The sequence below is a fragment of the Streptomyces sp. NPDC056479 genome (assembly GCF_042795335.1).
In the GTDB taxonomy this organism is placed as follows: domain Bacteria; phylum Actinomycetota; class Actinomycetes; order Streptomycetales; family Streptomycetaceae; genus Streptomyces.
In genome coordinates, this window is sequence record NZ_JBHTRZ010000011.1 from 389,252 (window position 1) to 405,060 (window position 15,809).

Below are 15,809 nucleotides of genomic sequence, written 5' to 3' on the forward strand. Positions count from 1 at the left end.
CAACAAGAAGGCCGCTCGAACGGGCCGAATAGAAATATCGCTCGCCCGAGCGACAATGCGCTCGAACGAGCCCTCAGGAGCCCTTGACCCGCAAGGACTAGCCCCATCCGACCACCGCGAACCATCCAAAGTGACAGTGGAGTTGGGATGAACCGTCCGCGCGGGCGATGCGTCATCAACCTGTGAGAAAGCGGTGCGTCGAAATCCCTGCGGATTGACGCCTGTGGGGCAACACTGGGTTCCGACCGACTTATCACAACGGGGGAGCGGCCATGAACGAGGCTTCACGCCGCGAGACAGACAAAACAGCCATCTCACAGATCACAACAGAGCGAAAGATCCCATCCATGTGCCAGCACCAGTCACCGTGCCCGTCAGCCGACTCCGCCGACCGGGAATCCGCCCGTCTCGTGGCGCACCACCCGGAGCAGGGATGGAGCCTGCTGTGCAACGGCGTTCTGCTGTTCGAGGACACCGGTGAGCTCCTGCCCGACGGCCAGATCATCGCCCCGCACCGACCGGTGGGCACCGGCAAGGTGATGACCGCCGCGTAGTGCCGGCCGGCGGACCACGCCGGAAGGCCCTGCACCACCGGGCGGCACGACGGACGCCCGGAGTACTCCAGGGGCCGGTCGCAGACTCTCACTGCGAGCCGGCCCCGACGTGTGTCCGGGGTCGCTCACGCACCGTAATGCGCCGTGCGTCCCGGGCGACCCTCGTACCGACGCCCGGGACACACGGCCGACGGCGGCCTACCTCAGCGCCTCCCGCAGCGCGAAGTACGCCGGCTTGGGCCGCAGTTCCTCGTCCCACGGCAGTGCCGCGCCCTCCCCCGGGAAGAACGCCGGGATCCAGCTGTACTTGTCCGTGTAGTCCCAGACCGTGATCCCCACACATCGGCGCACCGCCAGGCACGCCTCGGTCATGTCCCGGTACCAGTCCGCCTGCAGGGCCAGCTTCTCCTCGGTCGCGGGCAGTTGCATCCGTACGTCGACCTCGGTGAGCGCCGTGTCGAGGCCGAGGCGGGCGAAGCGGCGGAGGTTGTCCTCGAGCGTGGTCGGATAGCCGTACTGGAGCGCCAGATGGGTCTGGAGGCCGAAGCCGTGCAGCGGGACGCCCTGAGCCTTCAGCTCCTTGGCCAGCTGGTAGTAGGCGTCGCTCTTCGGGCCGGTCGCCTCGACGTTGTAGTCGTTGAGGTACAGCTTGGCGCGCGGGTCGGCCTGGTGGGCCCAGCGCAGGGCGTCGGCGATGTAGCCGGGGCCGAGCGTCCTGTAGAAGACCGTCTCGCGGTACGTGCCGTCCTCGTTGAACGCCTCGTTGACGACGTCCCAGGCGTAGATCTTGCCGCGGTAGTGCCGTACCTCGGTCTGGATGTGCTTCTTCAGGACGGCCCGCAGTTCGGTCGCCGTCCACTCGCGGGCGGTGAGCCAGCCGGGCAACTGGCTGTGCCAGACGAGCGTGTGGCCGCGCACCTTCTGGTGGTGGGCGCGCGCGAGGTCCACGATCTCGTCGCCCTTGGAGAAGTCGAAGACGCCCTGCTGGGGTTCGGTGGCGTACCACTTCATGCCGTTGCCGGGCGTGATCTGGTCGAACTCGCTGCCGAGGAGCTTCTTGTACGGCTCGTCGACGAGTTCGGGATTGTCCGTCGCGCTGCCGAAGTAGCGCCCGTGGCGCTGGGCGAGGTCGGCGAGGGTGGGCTGCTTGCCCTGGGCCTGGACCTGAGCGGCCGGGACGGTGACCGCGACCAGGGCGGCGGCGACGGCGACGGCGCCGACGAGTCTGAGACGGTTCTTGCGCATGGTGCGACTCCTCACGTTGCGGATGTGTGGGTAGCCGTACGTCCGCCCGCGCGCGTCATCCCTTGGTGGCGCCGGCGGTGAGGCCGCCGACGAGCTGGCGCTCGGCGACCGAGTAGAAGGCGAGCGCGGGGACCATGGCCAGCACCAGGTAGGCGAAGACGCGGGCGTAGTCCGCGGAGTACTGGCCCTGGAACTGCTGGACGCCGATGGGGATGGTCCACCAGGTGGAGTCGGTGAACACCAGCAGCGGCAGGAAGAAGTTGTTCCAGCTGGTGACGACGGCGAGGACCGCGACCGTGCCCAGCGCGGGCCGCGCCATGGGCAGCAGCACCCGCCAGAAGAACCCGAAGGAGCTGCATCCGTCGAGCGTGGCCGCCTCCTCCAACTCGCCCGGGATCTCCCGGAAGAAGCCGCGCAGGATGATGATGGTCATCGGCAGTCCGAAGGCGGCCTGCGGAAGGATCACGCCGAGCGGGTTGTCCAGCAGGCCCATGGAGCGCAGCAGCAGGAACAGGGGCAGCGCCGCCACCGCGAAGGGGAACATCAGGCCCATCGTGAAGAGGGTGAACAGCGCTTCCCGCCCCCGGAAGGCGAACCGCGCGAAGGAGAATGCCGAGAGCGCGGAGACCGCCACGACGAGCACGGTCGTACCCACCGCGATCAGTGTGCTGTTGCCGATCAGGCGCCAGAAGTCCTCCGAGCCGAGGATGTCCGTGTAGTTGCCGGTCACCCATGACTCCGGCAGCCCGACCGGGTTGCGGGAGAGCTCGTCGGTGGACTTGAAGCCGGACAGCACGGCGTAGAGCAGCGGCACGACCATGACCGCGCCGACCACCAGGAGGATCACATGCAGCGGCAGACTCTTCCTGTTGGTCTTCCCGCCGGTCTTCGTGCCGGACCTGGCCGTCACTTGGCGCCTCCCCGCATCGTCGTGGCGGCTCCTTCGAGGTCGCGGCGGAGCACGAACCGCTGGTAGGCGAGGGCGAAGACGAGACTGATGCCGAACATGACCACGCTGATCGCGCTGGCGTAGCCGACCTGGTAGCGCTTGAAGCCGTACTGGAACATGGTCACGGCCATGGTCTCGGAGTGATGGTCGGGGCCGCCCGCCGTGGTCACCCAGACCAGGTCGAAGAGCTGGATGGCCCCGATGACGGACAGGAACACACTGATCCTGAGGGTGGGCGCGAGCAGCGGCAGGGTGACACTGCGGAAGCGCTGCCAGGCGTTCGCGCCGTCGATCAGCGCGGCCTCGGTCAACTCCCGGGGAATGGACTGGAGTCCGGCCAGGTAGAGCATCATGTGGAAGCCGAAGTACTTCCATGTCATGACCAGGAACAGGGTGGCCATCACGGTGGACGGGTCGGCGAACCACTCGCCGCCGAGCCCGTCGAGGCCGATGCCGCCGAGGATCTGGTCGGCGAGGCCGTCGTCGGGGGCGAAGATCATGCCGAACAGGACACCGGTGATGGCCTCGGACAGGACGTACGGCCCGAAGAACAGCATCCGGTAGAAGGCCCGGCCGCGAACCTTCTGGTTGAGCAGTACGGCCATGGCGAGGGCGAACGGCAGCTGGACCGCGAGCGACAGCACGACGAGGACCAGGCACCGCCACAGGTCCCCGAGGAAGACGGGGTCGTCGAAGAGCCGGGTGAAGTTGTCGGCGCCGATGTAGTCGGACGGCATGCCGAAGCCGCCCCAGCGGAAGAAGGCCGCGTACAGCGCGAACAGCATCGGCAGCAGCACCAGTACGAGGAAGAGCACCAGGGCGGGCACCTGGAAGCCGACCGCGGTGAGCCAGTTCAGCACGCGCCGCCGGGCCCGCCCCCGGGCCGTGCCGGCGGGCGGGGGCGGGAGTTCGACGCCGGGGCCGGTCCGCTTGTCCGGCAGGAACGTGGAGGTCATCGCCGGCTACTGCTCTTCCTTCGCGGTCTTCGTGATCGACTCGGCGACCTGTTGCGGGGACTTGGACCCGGCGATGAGCGCGCCGACGCTGTCGTTGACCTCCTGGCCGACGGCGGGCGCGTAGGCCTGGTCGAGATAGAGCTGGAAGCCGGTCGCGGCCTTCAACTGTGCCTGCACGGCCTTGATGTTGGGGTCCGTGATGGCGCTCTCGGCCGCCGGGACCACCGGGAGGGCGCTGGTCTTCTTGACCAGCTCCAGGTCTGTGGCCTCGGAGGCGAAGAACTTCAGGAAGTCGACGGCGGCCTGTGGAGCCCCGCTGCGCAGGGCGTGTCCGCCGCCCCCGCCGAACACCTCGGTGATCGTGCCCTTGCCGCCCTCGACCGCGGGGAACGGGAAGAAGCCGAGGTCGTCGCCGAGGCCCTTGCCTGCGTCGGCCTGGACGACCGGGGCCCACTGCCCCATGAGTTCCATCGCCGCCTTGCCGTTGCCGACGGCCGCGGCCTGGCCGGTCGGGCTGGAGTAGGCGGCGCCGAGGTAGCCCTTCTGGAACGGCTGGAGGTCGACCAGCTCCTGGAGGTGCTGACCGGCCTGGACGAAGGCGTCGCCGGTGAAGTCCTTGTCGTCGTAGGCCTTCTGCAGTGCGGAGGCACCCGCGGTGCGCATGGCGAGGTAGGCCCAGTAGTACATGCCGGGCCACTTCTCCTTGCCCGCGAGGGCGAGCGGGGTGGTGCCCTTCGCCTTCAACTTCCGTACGGCGTCGAGGAAACCGCTCCAGGTGACCGGCGGCTCGGTGACACCCGCGTCCTTGAAGAGCGCCTTGTTGTACCAGAAGCCGATCATGCCGATGTCGAACGGGATGCCGTACACTTTCTCGTCGAGGAGATACGGCTCCTTCGCGACCGGCAGCAGGCCGTCGGCGAAGTCCTTGGTGCGGTCGGTGAGGTCCTCGACGAGTCCGGCGTCGACCTGCTGCTTGAGGACGCCGCCGCCCCAGGTGTGGAAGATGTCGGGAAGCTTCCCGGAGGCGATGAGCGCCGTCATCTTCGACTTGTAGGCGTCGTTCTCCAACTGGACGATCTTCACCTTGACCTTGGGGTTCTGGGCCTCGAACTTCTTGGCCAGCGCCGCCCAGACGCCCTTGGTCGGCTCGGTGGTGGAGATGTTCCACCACTCGATGGTGGTCGTACCGTCCGACGACCCTCCGTCCGAGTCGCCGCCGCATCCGCTCAGTGCCGTCATGCCCACACCGGCCGCGGCGGAGGCCGCCAGGAATCCGCGGCGGGACAGTCCCGGGTCGCCCATCATGCGCTCCTTGGGTACGGGACGGCGCACCCACGGCCACCGTCCGCTGGATCGAAAGTTTCGGAACAGATCCAGAAAGCTGCGTTGCTGCCGCACCCTAGAGACAGCTACTAAACGGTGGCAACCCCTTGAACGCGGTGAATGTGCCGTCAGGCATCACAGCCTGCATGGTTCCCGAGGGTTGGATTGAGCGAAACATTCGGACTGAGCGGCGAACTTTACGAAAGCAGCCTAGGAGGTCGGCTACAGGCCCACGTCGCGGCTGCGGATGTCCTCGAGGGACTCGCGGCGGATCAGGAGCCGGGCCTGGCCGTCGTCCAGGGCGACCACCGGCGGGCGGCCGACCATGTTGTAGCCGGAGGCCATGGACAGGTGGTAGGCGCCGGCCGCCGGAATGGCGAGGACGTCTCCGGGACGGATGTCGTCGGGGAGTTCGACGTCGGCGGCGAGGATGTCGCCCGCCTCGCAGTGCCGGCCCACGACGGTCACCGGGGCCGGGGCGGCGGTGCTGTGCCGCCCCACCAGACGGGGTGCGTAGCGCACTCCGTACAGCGCGGGCCGCGGGTTGTCGCTCATGCCGCCGTCCACCGCGACGTAGGTGTGCGCGCCGGTGTGCTTGACCGCGAGGACGTGATAGAGCGCGATCCCGGCCGGGCCCGCGATGGCCCGTCCCGGCTCGATGATGAGCCGGGGCACGGTGAGCCCGGCGGCCGTGCACGCCTCGACCAGTTCGGTACGCACCTTGCGGGCCAGCGTGGTCAGGTCCAGGGCGGGTTCACCCGGGCGGTAGGCGATCCCGTGGCCGCCGCCCAGGTCGAGCTCGCGCAGGACCAGGCCGTGCTGCTCGTGCAGCCGGGCCATGAGGCCGACCATACGGCGTACGGCGGCCAGGTAGGGCTTGACGCTGGTGATCTGCGAACCCAAGTGGCAGTGCAGGCCGGTCAGTTCGAGCTGCGGCTGGTCCAGTATCCGGGCGATGGCGTGCTGGGCGTAGCCGTTGGAGATGGACAGGCCGAACTTCTGGTCCTCGGTGCCGGTGCGGATCTTCTCGTGGCCGCCGGCGCTGATGCCGGGCACGACGCGGACCATCACCTTCTGGTGACCGTCCGGCCCGACCGCCGCGGCCAGCCGGGCGATCTCGGAGGGGCTGTCGATGACGATACGGCCGACCCCGAGGCGCAGCGCGGTCTCCAGGTCACGCGGCGACTTGGCGTTGCCGTGCAGCACGATCTTCTCCGGCGGGAAGCCGGTGATGACCGCGAGCTCCAGCTCGCCTGCCGAGCAGACGTCCAGGCCCAGGCCCTCCTCGTCCACCCAGTGGACCATCGCCCGGCACAGGAACGCCTTGGCCGCGTACAGGACTTCGGCCTCGGGGAAGGCGTGCTTGTAGGTGCGGCAGCGCTCGCGTACCTCGTCCTCGTCGATGACGTAGACGGGTGTGCCGAAACGGTCGGCGACCTCGGCGAGCGGCACTCCAGCGACGGTGATCTCGCCTTCACGGGGCTCGACGGCCGAGGCCGGCCACACCGAGAGGGCGTCGGACGCGGTGGTGACAGCGGGTTCGTGAATGGTGGTCATCGTGTCTTCCCCCTCAGCCGATCCACATGGTGAGCGCGGAGATCAGCGCGGCGGCGCCGGTCACGCGCAGGGCTCCGACGGCCTGGGGATCCCAGGCACTCTCACGGAATCGGGGACCGGAGTGCCGGACGTTCTCCCGGGCGGACGCGGTGGTGGCGGTCGGCGCCGGGGCACAGAACTGGGGGTCCACCGTGACGGTGGTGACGCCGAGCGGTGCGGTCAGCGAGCGCAGGGCGGGCTCGGCGAGCCGGATCCAGGGCTGGTCGGAACCGAGGGTCGCGGTCAGTTTCCGCTGGGAGGTGAACCCTACGGCCGTACGGTCACCGATCGGTGTACGAAAGAGCCGGGCCGCACAGGCGGCGTGTCCCGACCGGACCGGAACGTACAGAGGACCGGCCGGGAACCGTTCAGAGGGCTCCGGGTCTTCGTCGTACAGGATGTCTGCCATGGGGTGCCTCCGGTGGATCCGACGTTGCGTCGGACGGGTTGCTCGACGCCCCGGACGCGGGGAGGCGGACCGGGGCTTGCAACTGACGCTATGCCCGGTGACCCCTGTTTCCGGACAGCTCATGACGCGATGCTGACGGCGATCGGCCGGACGCTGACGGGATGCTGACACAGGGCCCGGCAGCTCCCCGAAGACGCCGTCAGAGGTGCGCCAAGAAGAGCCGTTGAGGCTGGCCCCGGGCCTGTGGCGGGGGTGTCATGGAAGCGGCCCTTCGAGGGCTTCCCGCGAGAACCGCGCGCGGTGGGCGCTGCGCGTCACGGACCGCACAGCACGACGAACGGTGGACTCATGTCTGGTTCCGACGGCCATGCGACCGCACGGGTCGTGGTGGGCGTGAGCGGCTCCCTCGGCAGCCTCACCGCCCTGTCCCGAGCCGCTGAAGAGGCCCGGCGCCGCAACGCCGAGCTGTGGCCGGTACTGGCCTGGCAGCCGCCGGGCGGGGACCTCGCCGTGCGGCGGGGTCCGGCGGCGGGCCTGCCGGCCGACGAGTGGCAGCGCATGGCGCGTGAGCGGCTCGTCGGTGTCCTGCAGGACGTGTTCGGCGAGACCGGCCCCGGGGTGTGGATGTACGCCCTGGTGGCGCACGGCACCCCCGGACTGGCCCTGGTCGAGGTCGCCGACCGCGCCGACGACATCCTGGTCGTCGGCGCCGGCCGCCGCAGCCCCTGGCACCGAGCCTGCCACCGCTCGGTGACCCGCTACTGCCTCACCCACGCCGGCTGCCCGGTGCTGGCGATACCCCCGTCCCCACTGGAGACGGACCTGGCAGCCGTACACCGCCGCAACGCATGGCGCCTGCGCCTTGACCCCGGGGACCTGGCGGAGGAGACGGTGCCGGGCGAAGGGCGTGACCCCGAGGGGCGGTGCCATAAGGGATGACGCAGCCCGGAGCCGGCTAGGAGACCACCGCCGCCGGCAACTCCGGCTCCCCCGGCCTGCGCCCCGGCGCCATCCGCAGGCTCAGCACCATGGTGAGCCCGCCCCCGGGTGTGTCCTCGGCGCTGATCGTGCCGTCCATCGCCTCGGCGAAGCCGCGGGCGACCGCCAGTCCGAGCCCCACTCCGGCGCCGCGCGGGGCGTCGCCGTAGCGCTGGAAGGGCTCGAAGATGCGTTCCTTGGCCTCGTCCGGGACGCCCCGCCCGCGGTCGACCACCCGGACCTCGACCCGATCGGCGATGGCGCTCGCGGAGACCAGTACGGGTACGTCCTGCGGGCTGTACTTGACGGCGTTCTCGACGACGTTGGCGACGACCCTCTCCAGCAGCCCCTTGTCCACGCTCACCATGGGCAGCGTCTCGGGGACGTCCAGCTCCACGCTGCCCTCCGGCACCCCGCCCAGCGCCATCGGCACCACCTCGTCGAGGTCGATCTCCCGGATCAGCGGGGTGACCGTGCCGGTCTGCAGGCGCGACATGTCCAGCAGGTTGCCGACGAGGAGGTCGAGCCGGTCGGCGCCCTCCTCGATCGCCTGGAGGAGTTCGGCCTCGTCCTCCTCGGACCAGGCCACGTCGTCGGACCGCAGCGAGGAGACGGACGCCTTTATCCCGGCGAGCGGGGTACGCAGGTCGTGGCTGACTGCGGCGAGCAGCGCCGTCCGGATGCGGTTGCCCTCCGCCAACTCCTTGGCCTGGTCCGCCTGACGCCGCAGACGCTGGCGGTCCAGCACGACCGCCGACTGCGCGGCGAAGGCCGCGAGCACCCGGCGGTCCTCGGCGGGCAGTACCCGGCCGGTCAGCGCGAGCGCCAGGTGGTCGCCGACCGGCACGTCCACGTCCGCGTCGTCGGGGTCCTGGCAGGGCCGGGGGCCCACGCTGCCCGCGCAGGTCCACGGGTCGACGTCGCTCTCCCGCTCCAGCATGGCCACCGACTCCATGCCGAAGGTCTCGCGGACGCGTTCCAGCAACGCCTCCAGGCTGGTCTCTCCGCGCAGCACGTTCCCGGCGAGGAAGGACAGGATCTCCGACTCCGCGCGCAGGCGGTTGGCCTGGTGGGTGCGGCGGGCCGCCAGGTCCACGACGGAGGCCACTGACACCGCCACCCCGACGAAGATGGCGATGGCGACGATGTTCTTCGGGTCGGCGATGGTCAGCGTGTGGACGGGCGGGGTGAAGAACCAGTTCAGCAGCAGTGAGCCCACCACCGCGGAGGCCAGGGCCGGCAGCAGGCCGCCGAGCAGCGCCGCCGCCACCGTCAGCGACAGGTACAGCAACATGTCGTTGGCGAGGCCGACTTCGGGGGCGACATGGGTCAGCAGCACGGTGAGCACGGCCGGGCCGAGCACGCCGACCAGCCAGCCCCAGATGATCCGCGACCGGGCTAGCCGGGCGCTGCGCGGCATGGGCAGTCCGCGTCCCTTGCCCGCCTCGTCATGGGTGATCAGGTGGACATCGAGGTCGGGGCCCGAGTCCCGGGCGACCGTGGCGCCGACGCCGGGCCCGAAGACGTACTGCCAGCTCTTGCGGCGGGAGACGCCGAGCACGATCTGGGTGGCGTTCACCCCGCGTGCGAAGTCCAGCAGGGCCACGGGGATGTCGTCGCCCACGACGTGGTGGAAGGTGCCGCCGAGGTCCTCGACCAGGGTGCGCTGGACGGCGAGTTCCTTCGGCGACGAGGCCGTCAGCCCGTCGCTGCGGGCGATGTAGACGGCGAGCACCTCACCGCCGGCGCCCTTCTCCGCGAGCCGCGCGGCCCGGCGGATCAGCGTGCGCCCCTCCGGACCGCCGGTCAGCCCGACCACGATCCGCTCGCGCGAACCCCAGATCGTCGAGACCTCGTGCTCGCTGCGATAGGCGTTGAGGTATTCGTCGACCCGGTCGGCCACCCACAGCAGGGCCAGTTCGCGCAGAGCGGTGAGATTGCCCGGGCGGAAGTAGTTGGACAGGGCCGCGTCGACCTTGTCCGACTTGTAGATGTTGCCGTGCGCCATCCGCCGCCGTAGCGCCTGTGGCGACATGTCGACCAACTCGACCTGGTCGGCGCGGCGCACCACCTCGTCGGGGACGGTCTCCTGCTGCCGTACGCCGGTGATGGACTCCACGACATCGCCCAGCGACTCCAGGTGCTGGATGTTCACTGTCGATATGACGTCGATCCCGGCCGCCAGCAACTCCTCCACGTCCTGCCAGCGCTTGGCGTTGCGGGAGCCGGGGATGTTGGTGTGGGCGAGCTCGTCGACCAGCGCCACCTTGGGCCCGCGGGCCAGGACGGCGTCGATGTCCATCTCCGTGAAGGAGGTGTCCCGGTACTGAAGTTCCTTGCGCCGGATCTGCTCCAGGCCGTGCAGCATCACCTCGGTGCGCGGCCGATCGTGGTGCTCCACGAAGGCGACCACACAGTCGGTGCCGCGTTCCACCCGCCGGTGCGCCTCGGACAGCATCGCGTACGTCTTGCCGACGCCCGGTGCCGCGCCGAGGTAGATCCGAAGCTTGCCGCGTGCCATGTTCACCCTTCGAAGCGGTAACCCATGCCGGGTTCGGTGATGAGGTAACGGGGGTGGGACGGGTCCGCTTCCAACTTGCGCCGCAATTGCGCCATGTAGACCCGCAGGTAGTTGGTCTTGCTGCTCTGGGAGACCCCCCAGACCTCCTGGAGCAGATACTTCTGTGTCACGAGCCGGCCCGGGTTGGTGACCAGGATCTCCAGCAGGTGCCATTCCGTGGGTGTGAGCCGTACGTCACGATCACCGCGGGCGACCTTCTTGGCCCGCAGGTCGATGGTGAACCCGTCCGTCTCCACGAGGGTCGTCCCGGGGCCGAGCGGAGTGTCCTCGGTACGGCGGACACAGGCCCGCAGCCGGGCCATCAACTCGTCCATGCTGAAGGGCTTCGTGACGTAGTCGTCGGCTCCCGCGTCGAGGGCGACGACCTTCTCGTCGGACGCCCGACGCGCCGACAGCACCAGGATCGGTACACGGGTCCAGCCGCGCAGCGCCTTGATGACGTCGACACCGTCCATGTCGGGAAGACCGAGGTCGAGCATCACGACGTCCGGCTGGCGTGCGGCCGCGAGTCTGAGCGCGGTGGCACCGTCGGGCGCCGCGTCCACGCCGTACTTGCGTGCCTGCATGTTGATCACGAGGGCCCGCACCAGCTGCGGATCGTCCTCCACCACCAGCACCCGGGTCATGGGTGTACGCCTTCCTGTCCTGCACGTCGGCAACCGGCTTCATGGCGGCGGGAGCCGGCGGAACCGGATGGGTCCGGCCGCCGACTCCCGCGCGGATCGCATAACGCCATCAGCTCTTGGCCACGAGAGCCTTGAGCGCGATGTTGAGTTCGAGGACGTTCACGCGCGGCTCGCCCATGAAGCCGAGGGTGCGGCCCTCGGTGTGCTCGTCGACCAGCTTCTGCACCTGGCCGGCGGACAGCCCGTTCTTATCGGCGACCCGGTGGACCTGGAGGTCGGCGTAGGCCGGGGAGATGTCCGGGTCCAGGCCGGAGCCGGAGGACGTCACCGCCTCGGCGGGCACCTCGGAGGGCTTGACCTTGTAGTCGGCGGTCGAGTTGTCCTTGACCACCGCCGCCTTGGCGTCCTTCACCCACTGGATGAGCTCTTCGTTGTCGCCGGACCGGTTGGTCGCGCCGGACAGGATGAGGCTGTACTGGGTGTTGACGCTGTTGGTGCCGAGGCCGTTCCGCGGGCGGCCCTGGAACCACCGCAGGTCGGGATCCGGGGTCTCCTGGCCCTTCTTGAGCGGCAGGTTGTAGGCCTGTCCGATCAGCGAGGAGCCGACGACCTTGCCGTCCGCCTTGATCTCGGAGCCGTTCGCCTTGTTGCTGAACAGCGCCTGGGCCACACCCGTGACAAGCAGCGGATAGATGACACCCGTCACCAGGGTCAGCACGAGGAGGGCGCGCAGGCCCGCCCCGAGCAACCGGGCGGTGTTCGATACGGAGTTGTTCATGGCGGTCAGCCGATCCCGGGGATGAGGGAGATGAGGAGGTCGATGATCTTGATGCCGATGAAGGGCGCGACCAGGCCGCCCAGACCGTAGATGGTCAGGTTGCGGCGCAGCATCTTGTCGGCGCTGACCGGCCGGTACTGCACGCCCTTCAGGGACAGCGGCACCAGCGCGATGATGATCAGCGCGTTGAAGATGACCGCGGACAGGATCGCGGAGTCCGGCGAGGACAGGCCCATGACGTTGAGCTTGTCCAGGCCCGGGTAGACCGCCGCGAACAGCGCCGGGATGATCGCGAAGTACTTCGCGACGTCGTTGGCGATGGAGAACGTGGTCAGCGCACCGCGCGTGATCAGCAACTGCTTGCCGATCTCTACGATCTCGATGAGCTTGGTCGGGTTGGAGTCGAGGTCGACCATGTTGCCGGCCTCCTTGGCGGCCGACGTACCGGTGTTCATCGCCACGCCGACGTCCGCCTGCGCGAGCGCGGGGGCGTCGTTGGTGCCGTCACCGGTCATCGCGACCAGCTTGCCGCCGGCCTGCTCCCGCTTGATGAGCGCCATCTTGTCCTCGGGAGTGGCCTCCGCGAGGAAGTCGTCCACGCCCGCCTCGTCGGCGATCGCCTTGGCGGTCAGCGGGTTGTCACCCGTGATCATGACGGTCTTGATGCCCATACGGCGCAGTTCCTCGAACCGCTCGCGCATGCCGTCCTTGACGACGTCCTTCAGGTGGATGACGCCCAGCACCCGTGCCCCGTCGGCGTCCTCGATCGCGACCAGCAGCGGAGTGCCACCCGCCTCGGAGATCCGGTTGGCGATCGTGTCCGCGTCCTCGGCGATGGTGCCGCCGCGCTCCCGCACCCAGGCGATGACCGAACCGGCGGCGCCCTTGCGGATCTTGCGGCCGTCGACGTCCACACCCGACATCCGGGTCTGGGCGGTGAAGGCGATCCACTCGGCACCGGACAGCTCGCCCTGGAGACGCTCGCGCAGGCCGTACTTCTCCTTCGCCAGTACGACGATGGAGCGGCCCTCGGGTGTCTCGTCGGCCAGCGACGACAGCTGGGCGGCGTCGGCGACCTCGGCGTCGGTCGTCCCGGTCACCGGCACGAACTCGGACGCCTGGCGGTTGCCGAGCGTGATGGTGCCGGTCTTGTCGAGCAGCAGCGTGGAGACGTCACCGGCGGCCTCTACCGCACGGCCCGACATGGCCAGCACGTTGCGCTGGACCAGACGGTCCATGCCCGCGATGCCGATCGCGGAGAGCAGGGCACCGATCGTGGTCGGGATCAGACAGACCAGCAGCGCGACCAGCACGACCAGCGTCAGGTCCGTGCCCGCGTAGTTCGCGAGCGGCGGCAGCGTGGCGCAGGCCAGCAGGAAGACGATCGTCAGGGACGCCAGCAGGATGTTGAGCGCGATCTCGTTCGGCGTCTTCTGCCTTGCCGCGCCTTCGACCAGGCTGATCATCCGGTCGATGAAGGTCTCGCCGGGCTTCGTCATGATCTTGATGACGATGCGGTCGGAGAGGACCTTCGTACCGCCGGTGACCGCCGAACGGTCGCCGCCGGACTCCCGGATGACGGGGGCCGACTCACCGGTGATCGCCGACTCGTCGACGGACGCGACGCCCTCGATGACGTCTCCGTCACCGGGGATGATGTCGCCGGCCTCGCAGACGACCAGGTCGCCGATCTTCAACTCGGTGCCCGGCACGCGCTCTTCGGCAGAACCGTTGAGCCGGCGCGCCACCGTGTCCGTCTTGGCCTTGCGCAGGGTGTCGGCCTGCGCCTTGCCGCGGCCCTCGGCGACGGCCTCCGCGAGGTTGGCGAAGATCACCGTCAGCCACAGCCAGGCGCTGATCGTCCAGCCGAACCAGTCGCCCGGGTCCTTGAAGGAGAAGACGGTGGTCAGGATGGAGCCGATCCACACCACGAACATCACGGGGGACTTGACCATCACCCGTGGGTCGAGCTTGCGGAAGGCCTCCGGCAGCGACTTGAGAAGCTGCTTCGGGTCGAAGAGGCCCGCGCCGACACGGCCCTCGGGGGACTTGTGCCCGGTGGGTACGTCGCTGTGCGGCGCCCGGGTCGGAGTGGCTGTGGACATCGAGTTCTCTTGCTTCTCTATGCGGGTGGTCATCACGCCAGCCCCTCGGCCAGCGGTCCCAGCGCGAGGGCCGGGAAGTACGTCAGACCGGTGATGATGATGATCGTTCCGACGAGCAGCCCGGCGTACAGGGGCTTGTCGGTGCGCAGGGTGCCCGCGGTGGCGGGAACCGGCTTCTGCTCGGCGAGCGAACCGGCCAGCGCCAGCACGAACACCATCGGAACAAAGCGGCCGAGCAGCATGCACAGGCCCAGCGTGCTGTTGAACCACTGCGTGTCCGCGTTCAGACCGGCGAAGGCCGAGCCGTTGTTGTTCGAGGCGGACGTGTAGGCGTACAGGATCTCGGAGAATCCGTGCGCCCCGCTGTTGGTCATGGAGTTCCCGGGCGTCGGCAGCGCCATCGCGAGGGCGGTGAAGACGAGCACCAGCGCCGGTGTGATCAGGATGTAGCAGGCCGACAGCTTGATCTCGCGGGAGCCGATCTTCTTGCCCAGGTACTCGGGCGTACGGCCGACCATCAGACCGGCGATGAACACCGCGATGATCGCCATGATCAGCATGCCGTAGAGACCGGAGCCGGTACCACCTGGCGCGATCTCGCCCAGCATCATGCCGAGCATGGTGATGCCGCCGCCGAGGCCGGTGAAGGACGAGTGGAAGGAGTCCACCGCACCGGTCGAGGTGAGCGTGGTCGCCGTCGCGAAGATCGACGAGCCGCCGACGCCGAAGCGGACCTCCTTGCCCTCGTACGCCCCGCCGGCGAGGTCGAACGCCAGGCCATGGTGGGCGAACTCGGTCCACATCATCAGGGCCGTGAAGCCCAGCCAGATGGTGGCCATCGTCGCGAGGATCGCATAGCCCTGCTTGACCGAGCCGACCATGACGCCGAAGGTGCGGGTCAGCGCGAACGGGATGACGAGGATCAGGAAGATCTCGAAGAGGTTGGAGAACGGGGTGGGGTTCTCGAAGGGGTGGGCGCTGTTGGCGTTGAAGTAACCGCCACCGTTGGTGCCGAGCTCCTTGATGGCCTCCTGCGAGGCGACCGCGCCGCCGTTCCACTGCTGCTGGCCGCCCACGCTGTGCCCATTGAAGAATTGGCCGACCTCGTGGATACCGGAGAAGTTCTGGATGGCACCGCAGGCGACGAGGATGATCGCGCCGATCACTGCGATCGGCACCAGGATGCGGACGGTGCCGCGCACCAGGTCGGCCCAGAAGTTGCCCAGCTCACCGGTGCGCGAGCGCGAGAACCCGCGCACCAGCGCCACCGCGACGGCGATACCCACGGCCGCGGAGACGAAGTTCTGCACGGCCAGACCGGCGGTCTGCACGACGTGGCCCATGGCCTGCTCGCCGTAGTACGACTGCCAGTTGGTGTTGGAGACGAACGACGCGGCGGTGTTGAACGCCTGGTCCGGGTCGATCGCGGAGAAGCCGAGCGAACCGGGCAGCACGCCCTGGATCCGCTGGAGCAGGTAGAGGAAGAGGACGCCGACGGCCGAGAAGGCGAGGACGCCGCGCAGGTACGCGGTCCAGCGCATCTCGGTGTTGGGGTTGGCACCGATGCCCTTGTAGATCCACTTCTCGACACGCCAGTGCTTGTCGGAGGTGTAGACCTTGGCCATGTAGTTGCCGAGCGGGATGTAGGCGAGCGCCAGGGCTGTGATCAGGGCGAGCAGCTGGAGTACGCCTGCGAGTACGGGACCCAT

General features: G+C 69.0%; 13 protein-coding genes. 2 read left to right on the forward strand and 11 right to left on the reverse strand.

Going from position 1 to position 15,809, the window contains the following annotated elements; genetic code table 11:
* Window positions 1-347 precede the first annotated feature (347 nt).
* On the forward strand, window positions 348-554 hold the full coding sequence (locus tag ACFQ6S_RS37590; protein WP_383419676.1) for a DUF5999 family protein: 207 nt from the start codon (window positions 348-350) through the stop codon (window positions 552-554).
* A 198-nt stretch (window positions 555-752) separates the two neighbouring features.
* On the opposite strand, the gene ACFQ6S_RS37595 is transcribed toward ACFQ6S_RS37590, so the two are convergent.
* The 6 genes from ACFQ6S_RS37595 to ACFQ6S_RS37620 form a co-directional block, all read right to left on the reverse strand.
* A complete protein-coding gene (locus ACFQ6S_RS37595; protein ID WP_383419678.1) occupies window positions 753-1,799 on the reverse strand; it encodes an endo-1,4-beta-xylanase in 1,047 nt (348 codons plus the stop codon).
* A 55-nt stretch (window positions 1,800-1,854) separates the two neighbouring features.
* Complete coding sequence (locus ACFQ6S_RS37600; RefSeq protein WP_383419750.1) at window positions 1,855-2,619, reverse strand: carbohydrate ABC transporter permease; 765 nt, start codon at window positions 2,617-2,619, stop codon at window positions 1,855-1,857.
* An 86-nt stretch (window positions 2,620-2,705) separates the two neighbouring features.
* Complete coding sequence (locus tag ACFQ6S_RS37605) at window positions 2,706-3,704, reverse strand: carbohydrate ABC transporter permease (RefSeq protein WP_383419680.1); 999 nt, start codon at window positions 3,702-3,704, stop codon at window positions 2,706-2,708.
* A 6-nt stretch (window positions 3,705-3,710) separates the two neighbouring features.
* Window positions 3,711-5,006 carry an extracellular solute-binding protein gene (locus ACFQ6S_RS37610; protein WP_383419752.1) on the reverse strand — a complete coding sequence of 432 codons (1,296 nt, stop codon included), beginning with the start codon at window positions 5,004-5,006 and terminating at the stop codon, window positions 3,711-3,713.
* A gap of 243 nt (window positions 5,007-5,249) precedes the next feature.
* Window positions 5,250-6,584 carry a diaminopimelate decarboxylase gene (lysA, locus tag ACFQ6S_RS37615; protein WP_383419682.1) on the reverse strand — a complete coding sequence of 445 codons (1,335 nt, stop codon included), beginning with the start codon at window positions 6,582-6,584 and terminating at the stop codon, window positions 5,250-5,252.
* A gap of 13 nt (window positions 6,585-6,597) precedes the next feature.
* Window positions 6,598-7,032, reverse strand: coding sequence for an SAV_915 family protein (locus ACFQ6S_RS37620; protein WP_383419684.1), 435 nt, complete (start codon window positions 7,030-7,032; stop codon window positions 6,598-6,600).
* 348 nt (window positions 7,033-7,380) lie between these two features.
* Here ACFQ6S_RS37620 and ACFQ6S_RS37625 point away from each other — a divergent pair, with 348 nt between their 5' ends.
* Window positions 7,381-7,971: a universal stress protein gene (locus ACFQ6S_RS37625; protein ID WP_383419686.1), complete on the forward strand. Its 591-nt coding sequence runs from the start codon at window positions 7,381-7,383 to the stop codon at window positions 7,969-7,971.
* Between the two features lie 16 nt (window positions 7,972-7,987).
* On the opposite strand, the gene ACFQ6S_RS37630 is transcribed toward ACFQ6S_RS37625, so the two are convergent.
* The 5 genes from ACFQ6S_RS37630 to kdpA form a co-directional block, all read right to left on the reverse strand.
* A complete protein-coding gene (locus ACFQ6S_RS37630; protein WP_383419688.1) occupies window positions 7,988-10,531 on the reverse strand; it encodes a DUF4118 domain-containing protein in 2,544 nt (847 codons plus the stop codon).
* A gap of 2 nt (window positions 10,532-10,533) precedes the next feature.
* Window positions 10,534-11,217, reverse strand: a complete 684-nt coding sequence (locus ACFQ6S_RS37635) for a response regulator (protein ID WP_383419690.1) — start codon at window positions 11,215-11,217, stop codon at window positions 10,534-10,536.
* 109 nt (window positions 11,218-11,326) lie between these two features.
* Window positions 11,327-11,995, reverse strand: a complete 669-nt coding sequence (locus ACFQ6S_RS37640; RefSeq protein WP_383419692.1) for a potassium-transporting ATPase subunit C — start codon at window positions 11,993-11,995, stop codon at window positions 11,327-11,329.
* Between the two features lie 5 nt (window positions 11,996-12,000).
* Window positions 12,001-14,100, reverse strand: a complete 2,100-nt coding sequence (kdpB, locus tag ACFQ6S_RS37645) for a potassium-transporting ATPase subunit KdpB (protein ID WP_383419694.1) — start codon at window positions 14,098-14,100, stop codon at window positions 12,001-12,003.
* 32 nt (window positions 14,101-14,132) lie between these two features.
* Complete coding sequence (gene kdpA / locus ACFQ6S_RS37650; RefSeq protein ID WP_383419696.1) at window positions 14,133-15,809, reverse strand: potassium-transporting ATPase subunit KdpA; 1,677 nt, start codon at window positions 15,807-15,809, stop codon at window positions 14,133-14,135.

Bases quoted from the DNA above. Each gene is read 5' to 3' on its own strand.
- ACFQ6S_RS37635 (WP_383419690.1), bottom strand. From the start codon at position 11,217: ATGACCCGGGTGCTGGTGGTGGAGGACGATCCGCAGCTGGTGCGGGCC.
- ACFQ6S_RS37610 (WP_383419752.1), bottom strand. From the start codon at position 5,006: ATGGGCGACCCGGGACTGTCCCGCCGCGGATTCCTGGCGGCCTCCGCC.
- kdpA (WP_383419696.1), bottom strand. From the start codon at position 15,809: ATGGGTCCCGTACTCGCAGGCGTACTCCAGCTGCTCGCCCTGATCACA.
- lysA (WP_383419682.1), bottom strand. From the start codon at position 6,584: ATGACCACCATTCACGAACCCGCTGTCACCACCGCGTCCGACGCCCTC.
- ACFQ6S_RS37630 (WP_383419688.1), bottom strand. From the start codon at position 10,531: ATGGCACGCGGCAAGCTTCGGATCTACCTCGGCGCGGCACCGGGCGTC.
- kdpB (WP_383419694.1), bottom strand. From the start codon at position 14,100: ATGTCCACAGCCACTCCGACCCGGGCGCCGCACAGCGACGTACCCACC.
- ACFQ6S_RS37625 (WP_383419686.1), top strand. From the start codon at position 7,381: ATGTCTGGTTCCGACGGCCATGCGACCGCACGGGTCGTGGTGGGCGTG.
- ACFQ6S_RS37620 (WP_383419684.1), bottom strand. From the start codon at position 7,032: ATGGCAGACATCCTGTACGACGAAGACCCGGAGCCCTCTGAACGGTTC.
- ACFQ6S_RS37590 (WP_383419676.1), top strand. From the start codon at position 348: ATGTGCCAGCACCAGTCACCGTGCCCGTCAGCCGACTCCGCCGACCGG.
- ACFQ6S_RS37640 (WP_383419692.1), bottom strand. From the start codon at position 11,995: ATGAACAACTCCGTATCGAACACCGCCCGGTTGCTCGGGGCGGGCCTG.
- ACFQ6S_RS37595 (WP_383419678.1), bottom strand. From the start codon at position 1,799: ATGCGCAAGAACCGTCTCAGACTCGTCGGCGCCGTCGCCGTCGCCGCC.
- ACFQ6S_RS37600 (WP_383419750.1), bottom strand. From the start codon at position 2,619: ATGGTCGTGCCGCTGCTCTACGCCGTGCTGTCCGGCTTCAAGTCCACC.
- ACFQ6S_RS37605 (WP_383419680.1), bottom strand. From the start codon at position 3,704: ATGACCTCCACGTTCCTGCCGGACAAGCGGACCGGCCCCGGCGTCGAA.